At 69.0% G+C, this 23719-nt stretch carries 27 protein-coding genes; 17 read left to right on the top strand and 10 right to left on the bottom strand.

Annotation, left to right across the window (positions count from 1 at the left end):
• The first annotated feature begins 26 nt into the window (after positions 1-26).
• Both QTH87_RS12160 and QTH87_RS12155 read left to right on the top strand, forming a co-directional pair.
• Complete coding sequence (locus tag QTH87_RS12160; protein ID WP_286609258.1) at positions 27-353, top strand: cell envelope biogenesis protein TolA; 327 nt, start codon at positions 27-29, stop codon at positions 351-353.
• Between the two features lie 183 nt (positions 354-536).
• A complete protein-coding gene (locus QTH87_RS12155; RefSeq protein WP_286609256.1) occupies positions 537-983 on the top strand; it encodes a DUF192 domain-containing protein in 447 nt (148 codons plus the stop codon).
• Between the two features lie 86 nt (positions 984-1069).
• Here the strand turns inward: QTH87_RS12155 and QTH87_RS12150 are convergent, their stop codons facing one another.
• Positions 1070-1651 (bottom strand): superoxide dismutase, encoded by a 582-nt coding sequence (locus tag QTH87_RS12150; protein WP_286609254.1) that lies wholly within the window; start codon positions 1649-1651, stop codon positions 1070-1072.
• A 50-nt stretch (positions 1652-1701) separates the two neighbouring features.
• Complete coding sequence (xseA, locus tag QTH87_RS12145; protein ID WP_286609252.1) at positions 1702-3033, bottom strand: exodeoxyribonuclease VII large subunit; 1332 nt, start codon at positions 3031-3033, stop codon at positions 1702-1704.
• 315 nt (positions 3034-3348) lie between these two features.
• Here xseA and QTH87_RS12140 point away from each other — a divergent pair, with 315 nt between their 5' ends.
• From QTH87_RS12140 to adk, 6 genes are all read left to right on the top strand, one after another.
• A complete protein-coding gene (locus QTH87_RS12140) occupies positions 3349-3981 on the top strand; it encodes a MotA/TolQ/ExbB proton channel family protein (protein ID WP_286609250.1) in 633 nt (210 codons plus the stop codon).
• Between the two features lie 2 nt (positions 3982-3983).
• Positions 3984-4409 (top strand): ExbD/TolR family protein, encoded by a 426-nt coding sequence (locus QTH87_RS12135; protein WP_286610373.1) that lies wholly within the window; start codon positions 3984-3986, stop codon positions 4407-4409.
• 1 nt (position 4410) lies between these two features.
• Entirely contained in the window at positions 4411-5388 is a 978-nt protein-coding gene (lpxK, locus tag QTH87_RS12130; protein WP_286609248.1) for a tetraacyldisaccharide 4'-kinase, read from the top strand.
• Positions 5369-5551, top strand: a complete 183-nt coding sequence (locus tag QTH87_RS12125; protein WP_286609246.1) for a Trm112 family protein — start codon at positions 5369-5371, stop codon at positions 5549-5551. The genes lpxK and QTH87_RS12125 overlap by 20 nt, the downstream gene beginning before the upstream one ends.
• A gap of 5 nt (positions 5552-5556) precedes the next feature.
• The gene (kdsB, locus tag QTH87_RS12120) at positions 5557-6327 is read left to right on the top strand and encodes a 3-deoxy-manno-octulosonate cytidylyltransferase (RefSeq protein ID WP_286609244.1); all 771 of its coding nucleotides are present in this window, start codon (positions 5557-5559) and stop codon (positions 6325-6327) included.
• Positions 6328-6450: 123 nt separating this feature from the next.
• A complete protein-coding gene (gene adk, locus QTH87_RS12115; protein ID WP_286609242.1) occupies positions 6451-7107 on the top strand; it encodes an adenylate kinase in 657 nt (218 codons plus the stop codon).
• A gap of 12 nt (positions 7108-7119) precedes the next feature.
• On the opposite strand, the gene QTH87_RS12110 is transcribed toward adk, so the two are convergent.
• From QTH87_RS12110 to QTH87_RS12100, 3 genes are read right to left on the bottom strand one after another with little or no spacing between them, the layout of a single operon-like run.
• Entirely contained in the window at positions 7120-7593 is a 474-nt protein-coding gene (locus QTH87_RS12110) for a DUF6152 family protein (RefSeq protein WP_286609240.1), read from the bottom strand.
• A 46-nt stretch (positions 7594-7639) separates the two neighbouring features.
• A complete protein-coding gene (locus tag QTH87_RS12105) occupies positions 7640-8056 on the bottom strand; it encodes a hypothetical protein (RefSeq protein WP_286609238.1) in 417 nt (138 codons plus the stop codon).
• 4 nt (positions 8057-8060) lie between these two features.
• Positions 8061-9035, bottom strand: a complete 975-nt coding sequence (locus tag QTH87_RS12100) for an asparaginase (protein ID WP_286609237.1) — start codon at positions 9033-9035, stop codon at positions 8061-8063.
• A gap of 76 nt (positions 9036-9111) precedes the next feature.
• Here QTH87_RS12100 and lexA point away from each other — a divergent pair, with 76 nt between their 5' ends.
• The 4 genes from lexA (at position 9112) to QTH87_RS12080 (ending at position 12581) form a co-directional block, all read left to right on the top strand.
• Positions 9112-9786, top strand: a complete 675-nt coding sequence (gene lexA / locus QTH87_RS12095; protein WP_286609236.1) for a transcriptional repressor LexA — start codon at positions 9112-9114, stop codon at positions 9784-9786.
• Between the two features lie 153 nt (positions 9787-9939).
• The gene (locus QTH87_RS12090) at positions 9940-10293 is read left to right on the top strand and encodes a hypothetical protein (RefSeq protein ID WP_286609235.1); all 354 of its coding nucleotides are present in this window, start codon (positions 9940-9942) and stop codon (positions 10291-10293) included.
• A 108-nt stretch (positions 10294-10401) separates the two neighbouring features.
• A complete protein-coding gene (locus QTH87_RS12085; RefSeq protein WP_286609234.1) occupies positions 10402-11409 on the top strand; it encodes a D-2-hydroxyacid dehydrogenase family protein in 1008 nt (335 codons plus the stop codon).
• The gene (locus tag QTH87_RS12080; protein ID WP_286609233.1) at positions 11406-12581 is read left to right on the top strand and encodes an MFS transporter; all 1176 of its coding nucleotides are present in this window, start codon (positions 11406-11408) and stop codon (positions 12579-12581) included. The genes QTH87_RS12085 and QTH87_RS12080 overlap by 4 nt, the downstream gene beginning before the upstream one ends.
• On the opposite strand, the gene QTH87_RS12075 is transcribed toward QTH87_RS12080, so the two are convergent.
• Positions 12571-14691 (bottom strand): type IV pilus assembly protein FimV, encoded by a 2121-nt coding sequence (locus tag QTH87_RS12075; RefSeq protein ID WP_286609232.1) that lies wholly within the window; start codon positions 14689-14691, stop codon positions 12571-12573. The genes QTH87_RS12080 and QTH87_RS12075 overlap by 11 nt on opposite strands.
• Before the next feature lie 146 nt (positions 14692-14837).
• Between QTH87_RS12075 and QTH87_RS12070 the strand changes: the two genes are divergently transcribed.
• The 5 genes from QTH87_RS12070 to QTH87_RS12050 are packed head-to-tail and all read left to right on the top strand — an operon-like array spanning position 14838 to position 20347.
• A complete protein-coding gene (locus QTH87_RS12070; protein ID WP_286609230.1) occupies positions 14838-16358 on the top strand; it encodes a 3-hydroxyacyl-CoA dehydrogenase in 1521 nt (506 codons plus the stop codon).
• 5 nt (positions 16359-16363) lie between these two features.
• Complete coding sequence (locus QTH87_RS12065; protein ID WP_286609228.1) at positions 16364-17143, top strand: oxepin-CoA hydrolase, alternative type; 780 nt, start codon at positions 16364-16366, stop codon at positions 17141-17143.
• A gap of 55 nt (positions 17144-17198) precedes the next feature.
• On the top strand, positions 17199-17921 hold the full coding sequence (locus QTH87_RS12060; RefSeq protein ID WP_286609227.1) for a Crp/Fnr family transcriptional regulator: 723 nt from the start codon (positions 17199-17201) through the stop codon (positions 17919-17921).
• A gap of 16 nt (positions 17922-17937) precedes the next feature.
• Positions 17938-19026, top strand: a complete 1089-nt coding sequence (locus QTH87_RS12055) for a phosphotransferase (protein WP_286609226.1) — start codon at positions 17938-17940, stop codon at positions 19024-19026.
• Between the two features lie 46 nt (positions 19027-19072).
• Positions 19073-20347 carry an acyl-CoA dehydrogenase family protein gene (locus QTH87_RS12050; RefSeq protein ID WP_286609225.1) on the top strand — a complete coding sequence of 425 codons (1275 nt, stop codon included), beginning with the start codon at positions 19073-19075 and terminating at the stop codon, positions 20345-20347.
• A gap of 71 nt (positions 20348-20418) precedes the next feature.
• Here QTH87_RS12050 and QTH87_RS12045 read toward each other — a convergent pair whose 3' ends face one another.
• Genes QTH87_RS12045 through folP form a run of 4 tightly spaced genes read right to left on the bottom strand, consistent with a single transcriptional unit; the run spans position 20419 to position 23684 of the window.
• A complete protein-coding gene (locus QTH87_RS12045; RefSeq protein ID WP_286609224.1) occupies positions 20419-20901 on the bottom strand; it encodes a GNAT family N-acetyltransferase in 483 nt (160 codons plus the stop codon).
• Positions 20898-21446, bottom strand: a complete 549-nt coding sequence (locus QTH87_RS12040; protein ID WP_286609223.1) for an MOSC domain-containing protein — start codon at positions 21444-21446, stop codon at positions 20898-20900. Before QTH87_RS12040 ends, QTH87_RS12045 begins: the two co-directional genes overlap by 4 nt.
• 31 nt (positions 21447-21477) lie before the next feature.
• Positions 21478-22812, bottom strand: coding sequence for a phosphoglucosamine mutase (glmM, locus tag QTH87_RS12035; protein ID WP_286609221.1), 1335 nt, complete (start codon positions 22810-22812; stop codon positions 21478-21480).
• Positions 22809-23684, bottom strand: coding sequence for a dihydropteroate synthase (folP, locus tag QTH87_RS12030; RefSeq protein ID WP_286609220.1), 876 nt, complete (start codon positions 23682-23684; stop codon positions 22809-22811). The genes glmM and folP overlap by 4 nt, the downstream gene beginning before the upstream one ends.
• Positions 23685-23719 lie beyond the last annotated feature (35 nt).

Below are 23719 nucleotides of genomic sequence, written 5' to 3'. Positions count from 1 at the left end.
AAACCATTTCCTTTGAGGAATCCGCAATGAGCAAAGTTCTCGCAGTCATGATCGCCGGCCTGTTTGCAGCAGGTGCCTATGCACAAAATCCTCCTGGCACCTCGTCGGAGCAGCAGCCGATCACCAACTCCAAGTCGCAGCAGCGCGCCGTCGAGCGCCGTGCGTCGAAGCCGCAGGGCGAAGTGCGTCCCCAGGGCGGCGACACCGGCAAGACCGCCGAAGGCAGCGGCGGCCTGGTGACCAACAAGGCCACCGCCAATGCGCAGGCCCGCACCGCGACGCGCGACGACCGCCGCCGCAACAAGGACGGCAGCGTTCGCAAGATGAACCCGCAAGGCGGCACGCCCCAGTAATTCGGGAATTCCCGTATGACGGCAAGAGCGCTCTCCGGAGCGCTTTTTTTTGTCCGATCGCCAACGAGACGCGTTCGGGTGGATGCGGCAATTGAATCGCCGAGGCGTTAAGCTTTGCACCCTATCGATACCTGCCCGCCCGCGCGGGCATTCTTGTTTTTGTTGCCGTCCCGAAGGTCGACCATGTTCCAGCGTTTCCTCGTTTGCCTCGCGTTGTCCGTCTCTCTTTGCGCCGCAGCGCAGACACCGCCGCCGCCGCAGACCGACCTGCCGCGCGCGCGGATCATGGCCGGCATGTACCAGATCGACGCCCAGGTGGCCCAGACCCCGAGGCAGCGCGAGATCGGCCTCATGTCACGCAAGGAAATGCCGCAGACCGAAGGCATGATCTTCGTCTTCGACCAACCGGCCACCCAGTGCTTCTGGATGCGCAACACCCTGCTGCCGCTGAGCGCGGCCTTCGTGGCCGACGACGGCCGGATCGTGAACCTGGTCGACATGCAGCCCATGACCGAGAACTCGCACTGCTCGACCGAGCCGGTGCGCTTCGTGCTCGAGATGAATCAGGGCTGGTTTGCCAGGAAGGGCATCCACGCGGGCAGCAAGCTGAGCGGCACGCTGTTCAAGTGATCGCAGCTTGAGCCCTTCCGGGGCGCAAAAAAGCCGACCCTCAGGTCGGCTTTTTCATTGAACCGGGACATTCCCCGGCCGGCCGCTCAGCCGAAGTTCTTCGCGGCGAAATCCCAGTTCACGAGCTTGGCGAGGAAGGTCTCGACGAACTTGGGGCGCAGGTTGCGGTAGTCGATGTAGTAGGCGTGTTCCCAGACGTCGACCGTCAGCAGCGCGGTGTCCGCGGTGGTCAGCGGCGTGCCGGCAGCGCCGGTGTTGACGATGTCGACCGAGCCGTCGGGCTTCTTCACGAGCCAGGTCCAGCCCGAGCCGAAGTTGCCGACAGCCGACTTCACGAAGGCTTCCTTGAAGGCCGCATAGCTGCCCCACTTGGCATCGATCGCCTTGGCCAGCGCGCCGGTGGGATCGCCGCCGCCCGCGGGCTTCATGCAGTTCCAGAAGAAGGTGTGGTTCCAGATCTGGGCGGAGTTGTTGTAGATGCCGCCGCTGGACTTCTTGACGATCTCCTCGAGCGTCATGCTCTCGAACTCGGTGCCCTTCTGCAGGTTGTTGAGGTTCACGACGTAAGCGTTGTGGTGCTTGCCGTAGTGGTACTCCATCGTTTCCTTCGAATACTCGGGCGCCAGCGCGTCCAGTGCGTACGGCAGGGGAGGCAGAACGTGTTCCATGTTTTTTTCTCGCGGGTTGGTTGATCGGAAACGTCGATTCTAGGAAGGATTCAGGTACCGGGCGTCGGACGCTGCCGCGATGTCCCTGCTGGCGGGGCCTGTTGCTGAACCTTCAACGCCACGCTGCCGTCGGCCAGCCGGGCGCTGACCTCGTCGCCCGGCGCGAGATCGGCGGCACGCGTGACCGCGTGGCCGTCGGCGTCCGTGAGCCAGGCGTAGCCGCGCTGCAGCACCAGCGCCGGATCGAGCAGTTGCAGCCGAAGCGCCGCGCGCTCGAGGCGCTCCTTCTGGCGCGCGAGGCTGGTTCGCAGGCCCATCGGCGCCCTCGCCTGCAGCGCCTGCTGCGCCTGCGCGAAGCGGCCGGTACGTGACAGCACCGCGTAGTGCAGCCGCTGCGCCTGGCGCGCTAGGCCCAGGCGCTGGCGAGCCACCAGGTTCGACGGCCGGCCCAGCCTGCCGCTGGCCTGGTCCAGTCGCTGGCTGAGACCGTCGACGCGGCTCAGCACCGCGTCGCGCAGCCGCTCCTCGAGCAGTTCCAGCGCACCCAGCCACAGGTCTCGCGGTGCCGCGACCAGTTCGGCCGCGGCGGTCGGCGTCGGCGCGCGCAGGTCGGCGCAGAAATCGGCGATCGTGAAGTCGGTCTCGTGGCCGACCCCGCTCACGAGCGGCACCGGGCTCTGCACGATGGTGCGCGCCAGCGTCTCGTCGTTGAAGGCCCACAGGTCCTCGATCGAGCCTCCGCCGCGCACCAGCAGGATGACGTCGATCGGCGCCTCGGCTGCGTCGAGCGCATAGAGCGAGCGAAGCGCCGCCACCAGTTCGGCCGGCGCTGCCGCGCCCTGCACGGCGGCGGGCGCCAGCACCAGCGGAATGTGCGGCACGCGGCGCCGCAGGGCCGTGACGACGTCGTGCAGGGCGGCCGCGCCGAGAGAGGTCACGAGTCCGATCGCACGCGGCATGACCGCCAGCGGCCGCTTGCGGGCTGGGTCGAACAGCCCCTCGGCCTCGAGCCGGGCCTTGCGCTGCATGAACTGCTCGAACAGCGCCCCCTGCCCCGCGCGCCGCAGGCTCTCGACCACCAGTTGCAGATCGCCGCGCGGCTCGTAGACCGCCAGCCGCCCGCGCACCTCGACCTGGTCGCCGTCGCGCGGCGAGAAGTCGAGCAGCCCGGCCGCGCGCCGGAACATGGCGCAGCGCAACTGGCCCGAGGCATCCTTCAGCGAGAAGTAGCAGTGGCCGCTCGATGCGCGCGAGAAGCCGGAGATCTCGCCCTGCACCGTGACCGGATTGAAACGCGCGTCGAGTGCATCCGCCACCGCGCGGCAGAGCGCGCCGACGGCCCAGACCCTCGGTCCCGGCGAGGGCGGTTGCTCACGTTCCATCACGTTTTCACCCCGCGTCGGTGCCGAGTCGTCCACAACACGCAACCGTGGCCTCAAAGCAGGTGCGGCATTCGCACAACAGGCACGCGTTATGGTGGAAGTCGTTGATTTGATTGAAGAAAGTGCTGCTCAAAATTCGATCGATCTGTTGAAAGGCCCATGCGGCGCGGCTTCGGCACGGTTGCTCTGCGTGTTACTCACAAAGTTATCCACATATTCTGTGCGTCGACGCCTACATGACGAACTACGTCATGTCGGGGCGCCGGCTCGGTGGATAATCGCCGCGCATTTGCAGTCCATGGGCCGGAGGAATCCTTGTTTTCCATCATAGTTGCTGCGGGTTGGCCGATCTGGCCGTTGCTCGCCTGTTCGGTGATCGGGATGGCGCTCGTCATCGAACGCTTCACCAGCCTCAAGACTTCCAGGGTGCTGCCGCCCAAGCTGCTCGACGAGGCGATCACGGTATCGCGTACCTCGATCCCCGGCCCCGACGTGGTCACCAAGCTCGAGAAGAATTCCGGCCTCGGCGAAGTGCTCGCCGCGGGCTTCCGGGCTCTCAATGCGAACCCGATGGCCACCGAGGAAGACCTGCGCGTGTCGATGGAATCCGCCGGCCGCGTGGTGGCCCACCGGCTGGAACGCTACCTGCCGGCGCTGGCGACCATCGCCTCGGCGGCCCCGCTGCTGGGCCTGCTCGGCACCGTCATCGGCATGATCGAGATCTTCGGCTCGCAGTCGCCGGCCAGCGGTGCGGTCGGCTCGGGCAATCCGGCGCAACTCGCGCACGGCATCTCGATCGCGCTCTACAACACGGCCTTCGGGCTGATCATCGCGATCCCCGCGCTGATCTTCTGGCGCTACTTCCGCACCCGGGTCGACGAATACCTGCTGAACCTCGAACTGGCAGGCGAGCGCTTCGCCCGCCACCTGGACACGCTGCGCCGATGAGGATGCACTTCCGCCACGGGTCCCGCGAGGAGCCCGAGATCAACCTGATCCCGTTCATCGACGTGCTCCTGGTGGTGCTGATCTTCCTGATGCTGTCGACCACCTACAGCAAGTTCACCGAGATGCAGCTGCGCCTGCCGGTAGCCGATGCCGAAGCCCAGCGCGATCATCCCAAGGAAGTGATCGTCGCGGTCTCGGCCGATGGCCGCTACTCCATCAACCGAAACGTGCTGCCGGAACGCAGCGTCGATGCCCTGGCGTCCGCGCTCGCGGCCGCCTCGGGCGGCGCCAAGGACAACGTGGTGATCATCAGTGCCGACGCCAGCGCCGCGCACCAGTCGGTGATCACGGTGATGGAAGCGGCGCGCCGGGTCGGGCTGATGCAGATCACCTTCGCCACCCAGTCGGCCGCGCAGGCGGGGCGCTAGCTTGCTTGCGCAGGCCTGGCTGCGACGCGGCGCGCTGGCCTGCCTGCTGTGGCCCGTGTCGCGCCTGTTCGGCGCCCTCGCCGCCCTGCGACGCGCCCTCTACCGATACGGACTGCTGCGCACCGAGCGCGTCGCGGCCCTAGTGGTGGTGGTCGGCAACGTGATCGCGGGCGGTGCCGGCAAGACGCCGGTGGTGATCGCGATCGTTCGCCACCTGCAGTCGCGCGGGCTGCGCGTGGGCGTGGTGTCGCGCGGCTACGGCCGCAGCACCACCGACTGCCGCGAGGTGGGAGCCCGCAGCGACCCGGCCGAAGTCGGCGACGAACCGGCCCTGATCCACCATGCCACCGGCGCACCGGTTTTCGTCGCCCGGCGCCGCGTCGAGGCGGCGCGGGCGCTGCTGGCACGCCATCCGGAGACCGGGGTGATCGTCGGCGACGACGGCCTGCAGCATCTGGCGCTCGGTCGCGACGTCGAGATCTGCGTCTTCGACGATCGCGGCGCCGGCAACGGCTGGCTGCTGCCCGCGGGCCCGCTGCGCGAAGCCTGGCCGCGACCTTGCGATCTCGTGCTCCATACCGGGGCGCACCCGGCCTTCGCGGGCTTCGGCGCCCGGCGCGAACTTGCCGACCACGCCCTGCGCGCCGACGGCAGCAGCGTGACGCTGGCCTCGCTGGCCGGACGCGACATCGTCGCCGTGGCTGCGATCGCCAGGCCCGAGGCCTTCTTCGAGATGCTGCGCGCACGCGGCATCTCGCCGCGCGAATGCATCGCGCTGCCGGACCACGACGACTTCGCCCGCTGGCAGTCCCCGGCCGCCCCCGATACGGTCGTGCTGTGCACCGAGAAGGACGCGGTCAAGCTGTGGCGCAAGGCACCCGAAGCGCTGGCCGTGCCGCTGCACTTCGAACCCGAGCCCGCCTTCCTCGCGGCGCTCGACGCGAAGCTATCATCGCTCGATGGACACCAAGCTTCTTGAACTGCTCGTCTGCCCCGTGACCAAGGGGCCGCTCACCTGGAACGCCGAGAAGCAGGAGCTGTCTTCGCGCAGCGCCCGGCTTGCCTACCCGGTACGCGACGGCATTCCGGTGCTGCTCGAGACCGAGGCCCGCACCCTGTCCGACGAAGAACTGGGCCTCTGAGCGCCGTGCCGGCCGCCGAATTCACGGTCCTGATCCCGGCGCGGCTCGCCTCGACCCGGCTGCCCGACAAGCCGCTGGCCGATATCGCGGGCCTGCCGATGGTTGTGCGCGTGGCGCAGCGCGCCGCCGAATCGTCGGCCGCCCGCGTGGTGGTCGCGGCCGACGACGTCCGGATCGTCGACGCCTGCACCGCCCATGGCGTGCGCGCCCTGCTCACCCGAACCGACCACGCGAGCGGCAGCGACCGTCTGGCCGAGGCCTGCGTGCAGCTCGGCCTGGCCGACGACGCGCTGGTAGTAAACGTGCAGGGCGACGAACCCCTGATTGCCGCCGAGCTGATCGATGCGGTCGCGCAGGCACTCGCCGACCATCCGGACGCCGCGATGAGCACGGCGGCGCACGCCATCGATTCGCTCGAGGACTTCCTCAACCCCAACGTCGTCAAGGCGGTGCTCGACGCCGCGGGCAATGCGCTCTACTTCAGCCGCGCGCCGATTCCCTGGTGGCGCGACGGTTCGACGGCCGCAGGCCCGAAGGCCCTGCCGACCGCGCCCGCACCGCTGCGTCATATCGGCATCTACGGCTATCGAGCGGGCTTCGTGCGCGCATTTCCGAGCCTGCCGCCGGCGCCGATCGAGGCGACCGAGGCGCTCGAGCAGTTGCGCGCCCTGTGGCACGGCCACCGGATCGCGGTCCACGTGAGCGATCATGCGCCGGGGCCGGGCATCGACACGCCCGAGGATCTGGCGCGGGTGCGCGCCCTTTTCGCGGGCTAGAAAAAGGCCGCGGCGCAGCCCCGAGGGCCTGCGGAGCGCATGCTATCCTCGACGCAACTCCGCCTGCGCCACCCGCGTGGCCTCCACGGCGCGACAGAAATCGAAGAACTTTCCGAGGACACCATGAGACTGATTTTGCTGGGCGCCCCCGGGGCGGGAAAAGGCACGCAAGCCGCATTCATCTGCCAGAAATACGGGATCCCGCAGATCTCGACCGGCGACATGCTGCGCGCCGCCGTCAAGGCCGGCACCCCGCTGGGGCTGCAGGCCCAGGCCGTCATGGCTTCCGGCGCGCTGGTCAGCGACGACCTGATCATCAACCTGGTGAAGGAACGCATCGCCCTGCCCGACTGCGACCAGGGTTTCCTGTTCGACGGCTTCCCGCGCACCATCCCGCAGGCCGAGGCCATGCGCGCGGCAGGGGTCAGGCTCGACTACGTGCTCGAGATCGACGTCCCGTTCACCGACATCATCGAACGCATGAGCGGCCGCCGCTCGCACCCGGCATCGGGACGCATCTATCACGTGAAGTTCAATGCGCCCAAGGTCGAGGGCAAGGACGACCTGACCGGCGAGGAACTGATCCAGCGCGAGGACGACAAGGAAGAGACCGTGCGCAAGCGGCTCGAGGTCTACAGCCAGCAGACCCGCCCGCTGGTCGACTACTACTCGGCGTGGGCCAAGTCCGATCCCGCGGCAGCGCCCAAGTACCGCGCGATCAGCGGCGTCGGCAGCGTCGACGACATCACGCAGCGCGCACTGGCAGCCCTGGCCAGCTGAAGTCGCCCCGGGTCAGGCGGGGCTCGAGCGCAGCGCGTAGGCCTTGTCGCCGACGAACAGGTACTCGACGCGCATCACGGCTTCGCCCTTGGGGTCGCGGGTGCCGAAGCCCACGGCCGAAACCGCCGTGCCGGGAGCGATCTCGGCCACCTTCCAGGCCTCCATGCGCGTGAGCGGCGCCAGTTCGAGCTCCCATTCGCGATCCTTGCGTGCGGGCAGCGCCGTCTTGGCGAGCAGGCCCGGGCCGTCGACCGGCGCGCTCTGCGCCGGCAGGCTGCGCCGGGCGAGATCGGCCGGCAGCTTGAGATCTGCCGGCACCGCGATCACGAGCTCGGCATGCGGGTTCTGCCAGCGCGAACTCACCACCTTGCCTTCGAGGTAGAGCGGGCGATCCTGGTCGAAGCTGCTCCATCCATGATGGGCGCGGGCCAACTGCAGGGTCGCGGGTCCGGCCGCGAGTGCCACGATCAAGCTGCGACGTTTCATGCGATGACTCCTTTTCGGCGAAGGCCGGGCGACACGCCGGCGAACGCTAGTACGCGATCCAGCGGCCGCAGAACACGACCGCCAGCCAGATCGCAGTGGACGACAACATCTGTACCCGCGCAAGCGTGTCGAGTTTGACCAGCGAACCACGGCCGTGGAACCACAGCGCGTTGCCGCCGGCCACGGCCAGCAGGCCCATCTTGAGCAGGAAGGCGCGATTGGCGAGCAGTTCGGACGGCTGTGTGGCGAACATCAGCGCTCCGCTCGCGGCCGCGATCCCGAAGCCGCCCAGGGCCAGGCCGAGCGACAGACGCGCGAGGCCGGCGACCGGCAACGTGCCGGCGCGCCCGAACACGCGCAGCTCGAGCGCCACGAGGTTACCGAGCAGCAGCGCGATGCCGACGATGTGCACCGCCTCCAGCGCGGGATAGGCCCAGGGTGTCGAGCGCAGCAGCTCGAGCATGGCGTCAGGCCAGCAGTTCGAGCATCAGCGCGATGCGTGCCTTGACGGGCGTGAGCGCGCCGGCGTCGCGCAGGCGCTCGCCGGGCCTGGGCAGGATCCGGCCCTCGACGCAGCGGGTCGCGCGCAGCACCGCGATCCCATCGGCCTGCGCGCGCAGCGCGGCGGCCTCCAGCGTGTGGTGCAGCGTGCCGTTGCCGGTGGCGGCCAGAACGATCCCCCGGACTGCGTCGGCGGCGCCGCGGCGGCGCTCCTCGCGCAGCGCATCGACCAGACTGCCGCGCGCCTCGGCGTGACTCAGCAGGATCTCCACCCGCGGACAGTCGACCGCGGCCATTGCCTTGTCGAACAGCGTCGGCGCCGCATCGTCGGCGTCGCTCCAGGGCCTGAGCCGGCGCAAGGCGCCCTCTTCCACGTAGCCGATCGGCCCGGCATCGCCCGAAGCGAAAGCGTCGAGCCGGTAGGTATGGACCTTCTGCACATCCGCAGCGCCGTGCACCGTGCCCGCACAGACCACGACCACGCCCCGGGCGCCCGGCGTCGCGGCGACGGCGACCGCGTCGCGCACGTTCTGCGGGCCGTCGGGTGCCAGCGCGCTCGCGGGCCGCATCGCGCAGGTCAGCACCACGGGCTTCGCGGGGGCCAGCACGGAATGCAAAAAGAAGGCGGTCTCCTCGAGCGTGTCGGTGCCGTGCGTGATGACGATGCCCGCAACGTCGTCCCGGGCGAGCCAGTGGGCACAGCGCCGCGCCAGCGCCTGCCAGATCGCGAAGCTCATGTCCTTGCTGTCGACCTGCGCGACCTGCTCGGCTTCGAGCTCCACGCCTGCGGGTGCATCGATGCCCGCGAGCAGGTCCGCGACGCCGACCTCGCCGGCCGTGTAGCCGAGGTTGTCGTCGGCGCTGCGCGCGCGGCCCGAGATCGTGCCGCCGGTGCCGAGCACGACGACCCGGCGCGCCCCTTTAGCTGAAATGTCAACCATGCTGCTTGCCAAGTGATGAAAACTGGTTAAAAATACAGGCACTGGACGTTCATCCAGTATCTCCACAGGAGCCACCATGCAGTTCGCCATCAAGCTTACAGCCCGCCAGCAGCAGATCCTGGATTTGATCCAGAGCGCCATCGCGCGCACCGGCGCGCCGCCGACCCGGGCCGAGATCGCCAACGAACTGGGCTTCAAGTCGGCCAACGCCGCCGAAGAGCATCTGCAGGCCCTGGCGCGCAAGGGTGTGATCGAACTCGTGAGCGGCACCTCGCGCGGCATCCGCCTCAAGGGCGACGCCCTGCGTTCGATCAACGAATCGCGCAACAACCAGTTCTCGCTTTCGCTGCCGGGCATGGCCCAGCTCGCACTACCGCTCATCGGGCGGGTTGCGGCCGGCTCGCCGATCCTGGCCCAGGAACACGTCGACCAGACCTACTACGTCGAGAACACGCTGTTCCAGCGCCAGCCCGACTACCTGCTCAAGGTGCGCGGCATGTCCATGCGCGACGCCGGCATCATGGACGGCGACCTGCTCGCGGTGCAGGCCACCAAGGAAGCCCGCAACGGCCAGATCGTGGTGGCGCGGCTCGGCGACGAGGTCACGGTCAAGCGCCTGAAGCGCAACAAGCAGGTCATCGAACTGCACGCCGAGAACCCCGACTACCCCACCATCGTGGTCCAGCCCGGGGAGCCCTTCGAGATCGAAGGCCTGGCGGTCGGCCTGATCCGCAACACGATGCTCATGTAGCCCTGCAACCTTTTCGCGCAGCCGCGGTTCGCCGGGGCGGCGCCATTCAGCCGCGACAGGTGGCGGGCGTATGGCCAGGAGCCATCACCCTGTTGCAGCTGACGACAGCAATCCTGCCTGTGTTCAACCTCTGACCTTATCTGGAGTTTTCACATGGGAATCGCTCTCCTCAGCATCGCCGACCTGCTCACGCCGCTGCAATCGCTGGCCGACCGCTGGATGCCGCGTCGTCGCTCCTCGGCCGTTCTTTCCTCGGGCCTGCGCTACGTCGGCGTGCGTCCCAACTGCACGCTGCGCCAGGCTGGTGCGGCGCCGGCCACGGCCCACGCGCCGGTGCGCCCGCTTCGCGTGGTGCGCATGGTCGATGCCCAGCAGCCCGGGCGGCCGGGCCGGACCGCCGGGCGCATGGTGATCTCGGGCCGGCTGGCCGATGTCTGCGCCGAACTGGACCGGCTGGTGGCGCTCGAAGCGGCCGAGGCAGGCCCGCGGCCCGCCCATCTGCACTGAGACCTGCGGCTGCGGCGGCCTCGGACCACATCCGATCGCTGACCCGCGTAGATACAAAGTCTGCATGCCGATGCAGCTTTGATGTGGTGCGAGGCACAATGGCGAGCCATGAACATTGTGATCCTCGACGACTACCAGGATGCGGTGCGCAAGTTGAACTGCGCCGCCAAGCTCGATGCCTACGCGGCGAAGGTCTACACGAACACGGTCAAGGGCATCGGGCAGCTGTCCGTGCGCCTGAAGGACGCCGACGTTATCGTGCTGATCCGCGAGCGCACCCAGATCTCGAGGCAGCTGATCGAGAAGCTCCCCAAGCTCAAGCTCATCTCGCAGACCGGCCGCGTCGGCAGCCATGTCGACGTCAATGCCTGCACCGAGCAGGGCATCGCGGTGGCCGAGGGCTCGGGCTCCCCGCTGGCGCCGGCCGAGCTCACCTGGGCGCTGATCATGGCGGCGATGCGCCGCCTGCCGCAGTACATCAGCAACCTCAAGCACGGCGCCTGGCAGCAGGCGGGGCTCAAGTCGGCATCGATGCCTCCGAACTTCGGGCTCGGCTCGGTGCTCAAGGGCAAGACGCTCTGCATCTGGGGCTACGGGCGCATCGGCCAGCTGGTGGCGCGATACGGCCAGGCCTTCGGCATGCAGGTCGTCATCTGGGGCCGCGAGCAGAGTTGCGCCAAGGCGCGTTCGGACGGCTTCCAGGTGGCGCCGAACCGCGAGGCATTCTTCACCGCAGCCGACGTGCTCTCGGTGCACCTGCGGCTCACCGACGAGACCCGTGGCCTGGTCACGCTCGAGGACCTGTCCCGCATGAAGCCGACCGCCCTCTTCGTCAACACCTCGCGGGCCGAGCTGGTCGAGCAGGACGCGCTGCTGGCGGCACTCAACCGCGGTCGGCCGGGGCTGGCGGCCATCGACGTCTTCGAGAGCGAGCCGCCGCTGCAGGGCCATGCGCTGCTTCGGCTCGAGAACTGCATCTGCACCCCGCACATCGGCTACGTCGAGCAGGACAGCTACGAGCTCTACTTCGGCCAGGCCTTCGACAATGTCGTGAGCTTCATCAAGGGCAACCCGACCAACATCGTCAATCCGGGCGCACTGCAGGTACGGCGTTGACCCGGGCCGCGCTGCCGGCCCCGCTGTGGGCCTTGCTGGCGGGCAATTTCGTGATCGGCACCGGCGTGATGGTGGTGCCCGGCACGCTCAATGAACTGAGCCAGTCGCTCGCGGTCAGCGCCGCCACCGCGGGGCAGCTGATCACCGCGGGCGCGATCGTGATGTGCCTCGGCGCGCCACTGCTGGCCGCCGTCGTGGCCGGCTGGGACCGCCGGCTGCTGCTGGCCTGCACGATGCTCTGGTATGCGGCCGGCCATCTGCTGGCGATGCTGATGCCGAGCTTCGGTGCGTTGCTGGCCGTGCGCATGGCGACCGTCATCGCGCCGGCGATCTTCACTGCGCAGGCAGCCGCCTGCGCCGGCCTGCTGGTGCCGCCCGAACAGCGCGGGCGCGCGGTCACCTTCGTCTTCCTGGGCTGGTCGATGGCCTCGGTGCTCGGGCTTCCGCTCGGCGCGCTGATCGGCGGCCACTTCGGCTGGCGCGCCGCCTTCGGGGCGATCGCACTGCTCTCTCTCGCGAGCGCGGCCTGGGTCTGGCTGAAGCTGCCGTCTGGCATCCGGCCGGCGGCGCTGTCGCGCGAAGCCTGGGGCCGCGTGCTCAAGAGCCCGCTGCTGATGGGCGTGGTCTCGGTCACGGCGCTTCAGGGCGCCGGGCAGTTCGTTCTGTTCAGCTACTTCGCGCCGATCGTGCGCGCGAGCCTCGGCGCCGATCCGACGCAGATGGGGCTGCTGTGGGCCTGGTTCGGTGTCTGCGGGCTCATCGGCAACATGATCGTGAGCCGCTACATCGACCGCATCGGTCCGGCGCGCATGGTGCTGGCCACCACGCTGCTCATCGCGCTCAGCCTGCTCCTGTGGCCGCTGGCCGTGAGCTTCCTCACGCTGGCCGTGATCCTCGTTCCCTGGGGCCTGGGCTGCTTTGCCACCAATTCGGCGCAGCAGGCACGCCTGGTGTCGCTGTCGCCGGCACTGGCGCCGGGTTCGGTGGCGCTCAACAGTTCCGGCATCTACATCGGCCAGGCGGTCGGCGCAGGCGCCGGCGGCTGGCTGCTGGCGCACGAGGCATCGGCCTGGATGAGCTGGGTCGGCCTCGCGACCGTGCTGCTGGCGATCGCGTTGAGCGTGACGGTCGACCGCGCCCAGCGCCGGGCGACGGCCCTGCTCAACGCTTGATGATCGGGCGCGGCGCGATCTCGGCCTCGGTGGCCGGATCGAAAAGGTCGAAGTCGATCACGTGCGGATCGGTCGACGGTGCGGGCGGCGGCTTCGGCGTCTCGATCGGCGTGGGCATGGTCTCGTAGGCCGTGCGGTCGAAGGCGCCGAGGTCCATCTCGAGATCGGGCATCGGCGGCGGCACGACCGCCTCGGCAGGGCCAGGCGCCACCGGTGCACCGGCCACCGGTGCCAGTTCCGTGTCGCCCTGCAGGGAATGGTCGATCGAGCCGTAGATCGATGCCGGCAATGTCGGGCCGCCCTCGATCGTGGTCGGCGGGCGTTCCATCTCCATCGGCGCGGTCGCGGTCGGCGGGCCTTCGCGCGAGATCGTGTCTGCGAAGGCAGTCGTCTGGAAGGCCGGCGGCGCGATGCTGTCGGGGTCGATCACCTCCTTGGCAACCGAGTACAGCAGCAGCAGTTCCTGGTAGGCCGCGAGGTCGAAGGCGCCGTCGCCGTGCTCGCCGCCCGGCTTGCGGAACACCAGTTCCTCGATCAGCGCCAGCGTGCCCGCTGCGGGCCAGAGCGCCTCGATGCGCGCCAGCGGGCCGCGATAGTGCTCGAGCCCACGGCCGGTCTCGGTGAAATGCTCGAAGGACGGCACGTCGGCATTGAAGGCGTGCTCGAACTCCTCGGCCAGCCGTGCGTAGTCTTCCTTGCGGCCCAGCGAATGGAAGATCCGCAGCAGGTCGAGGTAGGCCAGCGCGCTGGTGCCGGGGTTGTCCGCGATGTGCTCGCGCAGCACCGCGATCGCCTGGTCGTGCTGACCGAGCGAAAGAAAGAAATCCGATTGCTGCTGGACGTCGAACAGCTCCTCGGTATTGACCGGCCGCGCCGGCAGGCCTTCGGCGAGTTGCGCCGGATGCGGCAGCGGCGCCTGCGGGCCACTGTCGAGATCGTCATCGGCCTCGAGCGGCGCGAACGGGGTCGGACCGAAGGTGCGGGGGCCGACGCTGCGGCGCCGCCGCCCGCGTGGCGTGTCGGTCTCGGCATCGAGATCCATCTCGTCGTCGAGCAGGCCGCCATGCGGCTGCAGGCGGCGCGGATCGTTGGGGCCGCCCGGCGCCTCGCCCCACCAGGCCGGCGCAGTGGCGCGGCGGGCAAGTCGCCACAGCAGCGCCATGCCGATCAGCGCCAGAAGAAGCAGCGCGATCAACGCATAGACGAGCGGATTCTGATAGCGGCTGTCGCGGGCCTGCGCGAGTTCGGCGCGCATCTCCAGCAAGGTGCGCTGATTCTGCGCTGCCTGCTCGCGCAGTGCGGCCAGCGTGGCTTCCATGTCCTTGGTGCGCTTGGCTTCGCGCGCCGCTTCCTCGGCCGAGGGATCGAGTGCGCTCCAGAGCGCGGCGGCCGTGGCGCGGCGGACCGGGTCCGGGGCGTCGGGAAGACGCAGCTCGGTCGACGCCTTGAGGCCGCCGGCCGCAGTCGCTGCGGGCTCCAGCGCCTCGATCTGCAGGCGCGGGCCGCCGCTGCCTGCCGGGGCGACCGGAGCGGCCGGCGCCGGCGCAGGTGCCGCCGCGGCCTGCGCTGCGGGCGCAGCCGGTGCGGGAGTGGGAGCGCGCTTGGGCACCACGGGCGCGACCGCGGCGCGCCGCTGCGGCGCGGGGGCATCGCCAGCGTTAGCCGCCGCGGCTCGCGTCGCGGCCGCGGTGCTGCGGCGGGCGCCCTGCGCACTGGCGCTCTCGCCTGACGCCCGGCTGCGCGAGGTCGGGCGTGGTGCGGGCGCGGCCTCGGGCATGCGCTGCGACGCCGCCACGGCAGGCAAGGCAGCCTCGACCGGGACCTCGGAAAACAGCACGAAATTGCGGGTGGACTTGGTGTCGCAGCCCGCGCGGACGTTGACCGTGACCACCGGCTCCTCGATCGGCACGTTCGAGCGCACACGCAACCTCGCAGTGCCGGGCTCGTAGACAATGCTCACGCGACGATCGGGGATCGTCGTGTCGCCCTGCATCACCTCGGCCTCGAGGCACAGCGAAGCTGCATCGTCCGAAGCCTCGAGCGACAGCGGAATGACCATGTCCAGCGGCTTGCCGATCCAGACCGCCCCCTGGGGCCGACCGATCGTCAAGGCGAATGAGTCACAGGCAAAGCCGACAATGAGCAGGCTGGCCGCTAGGCGTTGGAATTGCAAAATGGGCTGCAAATAGCAATCTAAAGTTGACACATTCTGACACGAGCGCCAGCCCTGACCACCCTTAGCGAGACATTTATCAAATGACTGTGAACTTTTCCAACGTCGGCGTGATCGGCGCCGGCGCCATGGGCCGCGGCATTGCGCAGATCGCCGCCCAGGCCGGCAGCCGGGTCCTGCTGCTCGACAGCTTCGAGGGCGCTGCCGCCCGCGGCCGCGACGCGATCGTCGCGCAATGGCAGAAGCAGCGCGACAAGGACAAGATCGACGCTGAGCGGTTCGCGCTGCTGAGCGAGCGGGTGCAGGCGGTCGATTCGGTGCAGGCATTGGCGGGCTGCGACCTCGTGATCGAGGCGATCGTGGAGGATCTGGAGGTCAAGCGCCGCCTGTTCCGCGACCTCGAGGCGGTGGTGTCGCCCGACGCGACGCTGGCCACCAACACCTCGTCGCTCTCGGTCACGGCGATCGCGACCGCGCTGCAGAAGCCCGGCCGCATGGCCGGCTTCCATTTCTTCAATCCGGTGCCGCTGATGAAGGTGGTCGAGGTGGTGGCGGGCTTCAAGACCGAACCCGAGGTCTGCCGCCGGCTCGCGGGCTATGCGTCGCAAATGGGCCACAGCGCGGTGCAGGCCGGCGACACGCCGGGCTTCATCGTCAACCACGCAGGCCGGGGCTACGGCACCGAGGCGCTGCGCATCGCGGGCGAAGGCGTGGCCGATTTCGCGACCATCGACCGCATCCTGCGCGACCAGGCCGGTTTCCGGCTCGGGCCCTTCGAGCTGCTGGACCTGACGGCGCTCGACGTCTCGCATCCGGTGATGGAGTCGATCTACCGCCAGTACTACGACGAGCCGCGCTACCGGCCCAGCGTCATCACCGCGCAGCGGCTGGTAGCGGGCGCGCTCGGCCGCAAGACCGGCGAAGGCTTCTACCGCTACCCCGATGGCGAGATGCAGAAGCCGCCCGAGCCGCCGGTGCCCGTGGTCGACGAGCTGCCACCGGTCTGGGTGTCGCCGCGCGCAGCCCGTCGGGCCGAACTGCTGCGGCTGGTCCATGCGCTGGGCGCGCAGCTCGAGAGCGGCGCCGCCCCATCGGAAGCCGCCCTGATCCTGGTGGCGCCGCTGGGCTTCGACGTCACGACCGTGGCCGCCGTGGAACGGCTGGACGCCACGCGCACCGTGGGCATCGATCTCATGGTCGACGATGCTGCGACCAAGCGCCGCGTGCTGGCGACCAATCCCGCCACGCGGCGCGACATGCGCGATGCGGCGCATGCGCTGTTCGCGCGCGACGGCAAGGCGGTCAGCGTGATCCGCGACAGCGGCGGCTTCGTCACGCAGCGCGTGGTCGCGACCATCGTCAACATCGCCGCCGACATGTGCCAGCAGCAGGTCTGCTCGCCGGCCGACCTCGACCTGGCGGTGCGGCTCGGGCTCGGCTATCCGCAGGGCCCGCTCGCGATGGGCGACCTCTACGGGCCGACCAACATGCTGGAGGTGCTGTTCAACCTGCAGACCGTCTACGGCGATCCCCGCTATCGCCCGAGCCCGTGGCTGCGCCGCCGCGGTGCGCTCGGCTTGAGCCTCACCCACCAGGAAGAGTAGGACCCATGACCGCAGAACTGAAGAGCACCAGCGAAGGCGGCACGATGGTGCTCACGCTGTCCAACCCCTCGCAGCGCAACGCGCTGGGCCCCGAAATGTACGCGGCCGGCATCGAGGCCCTGAACGGTGCCGAAAGCAGCCAGGAGATCAAGAGCGTGGTCATCGTCGGCGAGGGCCAGTGGTTCTGCGCCGGCGGCTCGCTGCAGCGGCTGTCGGCCAACCGGGGGCGCGATCCCTCGGTACAGGCCGAGAGCATCGAGGCGCTGCACACCTGGATCGACTCGATCCGCACCTTCCCGAAACCGGTGATCGCCGCGGTCGAGGGTGCGGCAGCGGGCGCCGGCTTCTCGCTTGCGCTGGCCTGCGACTTCGTGGTGTCGGCGCGCGACGCGGTCTTCGCGGCCTCGTACAGCAACGTCGGCCTGTCGCCCGACGGCGGACTGAGCTGGCACCTCGCGCAGGCGCTTCCGCGCCAGCTCGCGAGCGAATGGCTGATGCAGGGCGAGAAGATCGAGCCGGCCCGCCTGCATGCGCTCGGCCTGGTCAACCAGCTCACCGAAAGCGGCCAGGCCCTGGCGGCAGCGCTGGCGCTCGCCGCCAGGCTCAACGCGCGCGCGACCAATTCGCTCGCCAGCATCAAGGAGCTGCTGAGCGACGGGCGCGGCAACACGCTGGTTTCTCATCTCTCGCAGGAGCGCGACCACTTCGTGCGCAACCTGCATCACGCCAACGCCGGCATCGGCATCGCCGCCTTCCTGGCCAAGGAAAAGCCGCGCTACGAATGACGCGGCGTCGCTCGCGTGACAACCCTCAGCCTTTCAGTCTCCGACAGGACAGTCCATGGACGACCCCATTCTTACCATCGAAGAACGTGAAGCGATCAACAGTGGTCGCTGGTTCTCTTCCCTTTCACCCTCCCTGCGCCACGACATTCTTCGATGTGCATTCGTCAAACGCTACAAGGACGGCGAGCTGATCGCTGCGCGCGGCGACCCGCCCGAGCAGTGGATCGCCTGCGCCCGCGGCGCGGTGCGGGTGAGCTCGACCGCGGTGTCGGGCAAGCAGGTGACGCTGACCTACGTCGAGCCGGGCATCTGGTTCGGCGACGTGGCGATGTTCGACGGCGACCGGCGCACGCACGATGCGTATGCGCACGGCGACACCACCATCCTGTGCGTGGCGCGGGCCGACTTCCAGAAGATCCTGTCGACCCACGTCGAGCTGTACGAGGCCCTGATGCGGCTGCAGGCGCGCCGCATCCGCCAGCTGTTCGGGCTGGTGGAAGACCTCAACACCCTGCCCCTGCGCGCGCGCCTGGCCAAGCAGCTGATCCATCTGGTGCGCAGCTACGGCGTGCCCAACCTCGCGGACGGCAGCCAGATGCGAATCGGGCTGCACCTCGCGCAGGAGGAACTGGCGCAACTGCTCGGCGCCTCGCGCCAGCGCGTGAACCAGGAGCTCAAGGCCATGGAGCGCGAGGAAGCCATCCGCATCGAGCCGGGCGGCCTGGTGGTGCTCGACCGCGCCGCGCTGATGCGCATTTCCGAAGCCGACGAAACCTAGAACGAGATCGAGAGACATGAGCCAAGACTTCGACAACTTCGTCGGCACGCGTGCCGTATCGCAGCAGCACCTCGTGGATCTCGACGCGCTGAGCGCCTGGCTGTCGAAGCACCTCGATGGCTTCGAGGGACCGCTCACGGTCGAGATGTTCAAGGGCGGCCAGTCCAACCCGACCTACAAGCTCATCACGCCTTCGAAGAGCTACGTGATGCGCGCCAAGCCGGGTCCGGTGGCCAAGCTGCTGCCGTCGGCGCATGCGGTCGAGCGCGAGTTCAAGGTCATGAGCGGCCTCGCGGGCACCGCAGTGCCGGTGCCGCGCATGTACTGCCTCTGCGAAGACGAGTCCATCATCGGCCGCGCCTTCTACGTGATGGAATTCATGGCCGGCCGCGTGCTGTGGGACCAGTCCCTGCCCGGCATGGACAAGGCCCAGCGCGGCGCCATCTACGACGAGATGAACCGCGTCATCGCGGCACTGCACAGCGTGAAGTTCGCCGAGCGCGGCCTCGCCGACTACGGCAAGCCCGGCAACTACTTCGAGCGCCAGATCGGCCGCTGGAGCAAGCAGTACGTGGCTTCGGTCACGCAGCCCATTCCCGAGATGGACAAGCTCATGGAATGGCTGCCGGCCCACATCCCGGCCAGCGCACGCGACGAATCGATGACCTCGATCGTGCACGGCGACTTTCGCCTCGACAACCTGATGTTCCATGCCACCGAACCGCGCGCGATCGCGGTGCTCGACTGGGAACTGTCGACGCTGGGCCATCCGCTGGCCGACTTCAGCTACCACTGCATGTCCTGGCACATCCCGCAGGGCTCGTTCCGCGGCATCGGCGGGCTCGACCTGCCGAGCCTGGGCATCCCGACCGAAGCCGAATACATCCGCCGCTACTGCGACCGCACCGGCCTCACGACGCCCGAGAAGCTCGCGGCCGACTGGAACTTCTACCTGGCCTACAACCTGTTTCGCATCGCCGCCATCCTGCAGGGCATCGCGAAGCGGGTCGAGGCCGGCACCGCATCGAGCGAACAAGCCGTGGCCTCTGGCCGCGGCGCACGACCGATGGCCGAAATGGCCTGGCAATTCGCCAGGAAAGCCTGAACCGCAAGGCCGCGGCCGCCCGACCTCTCACCCACCTGGAGACGACATGGACTTCGAATACTCAGCCAAGACCAAAGAGCTGCAAAAGCGCGTGAGCGCTTTCATGGACGAGCACATCTTTCCCGCAGAAGCGGCGTTCAGGGACGAACTGGCCGCCAACACCGCGGCCGGCAAGCGATGGACCGCGCTCGAGACCGTCGAGAAGGTCAAGGCCAAGGCCAAGGCCCAGGGCCTGTGGAACCTGTTCCTGCCGGTCGACAGCGCGGCCGCTTCGGGCTACCAGGGCGCCGGCCTGACCAACCAGGAATACGCGCCGTTGGCCGAACTCATGGGCCGGGTGCCATGGGCCAGCGAGGCCTTCAACTGCTCGGCACCCGACACCGGCAACATGGAGACCATCGCGCGCTACGGCTCGGAAGAGATCAAGGCACGCTGGCTCAAGCCGCTGCTCGAGGGCGAGATCCGCTCGGCCTTCGCCATGACCGAGCCCGACGTGGCTTCGAGCGACGCCACCAACATCTCGACCCGCATCGAGCGCCAGGGCGACGAATACGTGATCAACGGCCGCAAGTGGTGGATCTCGGGTGCCGCCGACCCGCGCTGCAAGGTGTTCATCACGATGGGCAAGTCCGAGCCGGACGCCCCGAAGCACTCGCAGCAGAGCATGGTCATCGTGCCGGCCGACGCCAAGGGCATCACGATCATCCGTCCGCTCAACGTGCTGGGCTACGACGATGCGCCGCACGGCCACGTCGAGATGGTGTTCGAGAACGTGCGCGTGCCGGTCGGCAACATCCTGCTCGGCGAAGGCCGCGGTTTCGAGATCGCCCAGGGCCGCCTCGGCCCCGGACGCATCCACCACTGCATGCGCCTGATCGGCCTGGCCGAGCGCGCGCTCGAGCTCATGTGCCGCCGCGCCAGCGCGCGCGTGGCCTTCGGCAAGACCGTGGCCTCGCAGACCGTGACGCAGGAACGCATCGCCGAGGCACGCTGCAAGATCGACATGGCACGCCTGCTCACGCTCAAGGCGGCGTGGCTCATGGACGTCGCGGGCAACAAGGTCGCCAAGACCGAGATCGCGATGATCAAGGTGGTGGCACCCAACATGGCCTGCCAGGTCATTGACTGGGCCATGCAGGTGCATGGCGGCGGCGGCATGTGCGACGACTTCCCACTCGCCTACGCCTATGCGGGCGCGCGCACGCTGCGCCTGGCCGACGGCCCGGACGAAGTGCATCGCAACGCGATCGCCAAGTGGGAACTGGGCAAGTACGCGCCCGCGAAGCCCGGCGACGAGGCGATGCCCGTGACCCGCTTCTGATCAGCCTCCGACGCAGACAGCGCGAGAGACCGAGCCGCCGCACCGCGAGGTGACGGCGGCTTTTTGCTGGGCTAGGCCAGCTTTTTCTGCAGGAACTGCGCCGAGCCGAAGGCCGGATCGAGCTGGTAGTCGGCGAAGCCCTCGCGCTCGTAGGCGCGGCGCGCGCTGCCGTTGCCCGACAGCACCTCGAGCGTGAGCTTGCAGGCGCCACGACCGCGGGCCTCCTGCTCGACACGCTGCAGCATGCGCTGCGTGATGCGCCGTCCGCGATGGCTGGCCAGGACGACGACGTCGTGCACGTTGACCAGCGGACGGCAGGCAAAGGTGGAAAAGCCTTCGATGCAGTTCACCAGCCCGACCGGCTGCGCGCCATCGAAGGCCAGCACGCTGAAGGCCTGCGGTCGCTGCGCCAGCGCCTGGGGCAGCCCGGCGATCACCTCGGGCGCCAGCGGCGTGCCGCCGCCGGCCGGATCGCGCGCGTAGGCGTCGAGCAGGTTCACCACGGCGCGAGCATGCGAAGCGTCGCGATAGTCGGCCAGGACGATATCGATCACACGGGCTCCAGTGGCCGCAAGGGGCCTTCGGGTGGCTCGACGCGGATCGGATCGCCCGCACGCACCTCGCCGCCCGCGATCACGATCGCCATCACGCCGGCCTTGCGCACCAGCCGGCCCGCCTCGTCGCGCGCCAGCGTCGCGGCCATGAGGCCGCGCTGGAACCGATCGATCTGGACACAGGGATTGCGCAAGCCCGTGACCTCGACCACCGCCTCGGCGCCGACATGCAGCCGGGTACCGGCCGCAAGCGCGAGCAGGTCGATATCGGCGGTCGTGATGTTCTCGCCCAGGTCGCCGGGAAAGACCGGGAAGCCGGCTCCGATGAGCTCGTCGAACAACTCGGCATGCAGCAGATGAACCTGGCGCAGGTTGGGCGCCGTCGGGTTGCGCGCCACGCGCGAGCGATGCTTGACCGTGGCACCCGCGTGCGCGTCGCCCTCGACGCCCAGCCCTTCGATCAGTCGGATCGCAGGTTCGGCAAACTTCGAGAAGCTGTGCAGCGCGCTCGAATGGACGGCGCGCACCTGGGCGTTTGCGGCCATCGGGGCAAGGGCCTGGCGCATGCGGGCGGCCTCAGGCGACCTTGAGCGTGGCCGCGATACGCCGCGCACAGGCCTCGGCCTGCGCCGCGTCGCGGGCTTCCACCATCACGCGCAGCAGCGGTTCGGTGCCGCTGGCCCGGATCAGCACGCGGCCGGTGTCGCCGAGCTCGCCTTCGACCCGTTCGCTTTCGGCCGCGAGCGCCGCGTTGGCCTGCCAGTCCTGCCCGGCCTCGAGGCGGATGTTGAGCAGCGTCTGCGGGAACAGGGTCACGCCGGCCAGCAGCTGGTCGACACGCTTGCCGCTGCGCACGCAGGCCTGCAGCACCTGCAGCGCACTCACGATGCCGTCGCCGGTGGTGTGACGGTCGAGCGCGAGCAGATGGCCCGAGCCCTCGCCGCCGAGGATCCAGCCGCGCTTGTCGAGCTCCTCGAGCACGTAGCGATCGCCGACGCGCGCCCGCACGAACTCGATGCCCTGCGACTTCAGCGCCACCTCGATCGCCTTGTTGGTCATCAGCGTGCCGACCACGCCCGCGGGCTTCTCGCCGCGCGCGATGCGCTCGGTGACCATCAGGTAGAGCAATTCGTCGCCATTGAACAGGCGCCCGCTCGCGTCCACCAGTTGCAGCCGGTCGGCGTCGCCGTCGAGCGCGATGCCGTAGTCCGCGCCTTGCGCCCGCACCGCGTCGATCAGCGCCTGCGGATGAGTGGCGCCGAAGCCCTTGTTGATGTTGAGGCCGTCGGGCGCGCAGCCGATGCTCACGACGTCGGCGCCGAGCTCGTGAAAGACCTGCGGCGCCACCTGGTAGGCCGCACCATGCGCGGCGTCGACCACCAGCTTCATGCCGCGCAGGGTCAGGTCGTTCGCAAAGGTGCTCTTGCAGAACTCGGTGTAGCGGCCGGGGGCATCGTTGAGCCGCCGCGCCTTGCCGAGCTGGGCCGAATCGGCCCAGACCGGGGCTTCCTCGAGCGCAGTCTCGACCGCCAGCTCCCAGCCGTCGTCGAGCTTGGTGCCCTGGGCGCTGAAGAACTTGATGCCGTTGTCCGGAAATGCGTTGTGGCTGGCGCTGATGACCACGCCGAGGCTGGCGCGCTGGGCCCGCGTGAGGTAGGCGACGCCCGGGGTCGGCAGCGGCCCGAGCAGCACCACGTCGACCCCGGCCGAGTTGAAGCCCGACTCGAGCGCCGATTCGAGCATGTAGCCAGAGATGCGCGTGTCCTTGCCGATCAGCACGGTCGGTCGCGATTCGGTCTTCTTGAGCACGCGGCCCACCGCGTGTGCGAGGCGCAGCACGAAGTCGGGCGTGATCGGCGGCTGTCCCACCGTGCCGCGGATGCCGTCGGTGCCGAAATATCGTCTTGTCATTGTTGTGTGTCCTGTCCTTGTTCTTGTTTCATCGCCTGCCAGACCGCGAGCGCAGCCACGGTGTCGCGCACATCGTGCACCCGCACCACCACAGCGCCGCGCTCCACGGCGAGCAGCGCCGCCGCCACGCTGGGCGCGCCCCGCTCGGCAGCGGCGTCGATGCCCGTGACCGCGCCCAGCGAGGATTTTCGCGACCATCCGGCCAGCAAGGGGAACCCGGCCGCCAGAAGTTCGCGCTGACGGGCGAGCAAGGCGAAATTCTGCGCCACGGTCTTGCCGAAACCGATGCCCGGATCGATCACGATGCGCTCTCGCGCCACGCCGAGCGACTCCAGCATGCGCGCCCGATCCGCCAGGAATTCGCCGACCGCAGGCAGCACGTCGCCCGCCATCGGCACCGCCTGCATGGTCTTGGGTTCGCGGTGCATGTGCATCAGGCACACGCCGCATGAAGGATGGCTCGCCACCGCCTCGGCCGCGCCCGGCTGCCGCAGGGCCCAGATGTCGTTCACGATGTCGGCGCCGAGGTCGAGCACCGCGCGCATCACCTCGGGCTTGTAGGTGTCGACCGAGACCGGCACCTGCAGCTTCACGGCCTCGCGCACGACCGGCAGCACGCGCGCGAGCTCGGCCTCGAGCGGCACCGCGGGGCTGCCGGGCCGGGTCGACTCGCCGCCGATGTCGAGGATGTGCGCACCTTCCGCGATCAGCCGCTCGCAGTGCCGCAGGGCGGCGGCGGTCGATGCATGGGCGCCGCCATCGGAGAAGGAATCGGGCGTGACGTTGACGATGCCCATCACGCACGGCCGCCCGAGTTCGATGGCAAAGCGCGAGGTGCGCCAGACCGCCGTGATCGATGTCTCGGGCGCCATGAATCTCATGAGCTGGCAGACCGCATGAAAAACGG

It is taken from the genome of Variovorax jilinensis (assembly GCF_030316885.1).
GTDB classification, from domain to species: domain Bacteria; phylum Pseudomonadota; class Gammaproteobacteria; order Burkholderiales; family Burkholderiaceae_C; genus Variovorax; species Variovorax jilinensis.
Note: the sequence above shows the minus strand (reverse complement) of the source record. Positions and strands in the feature narration are given on the sequence as shown.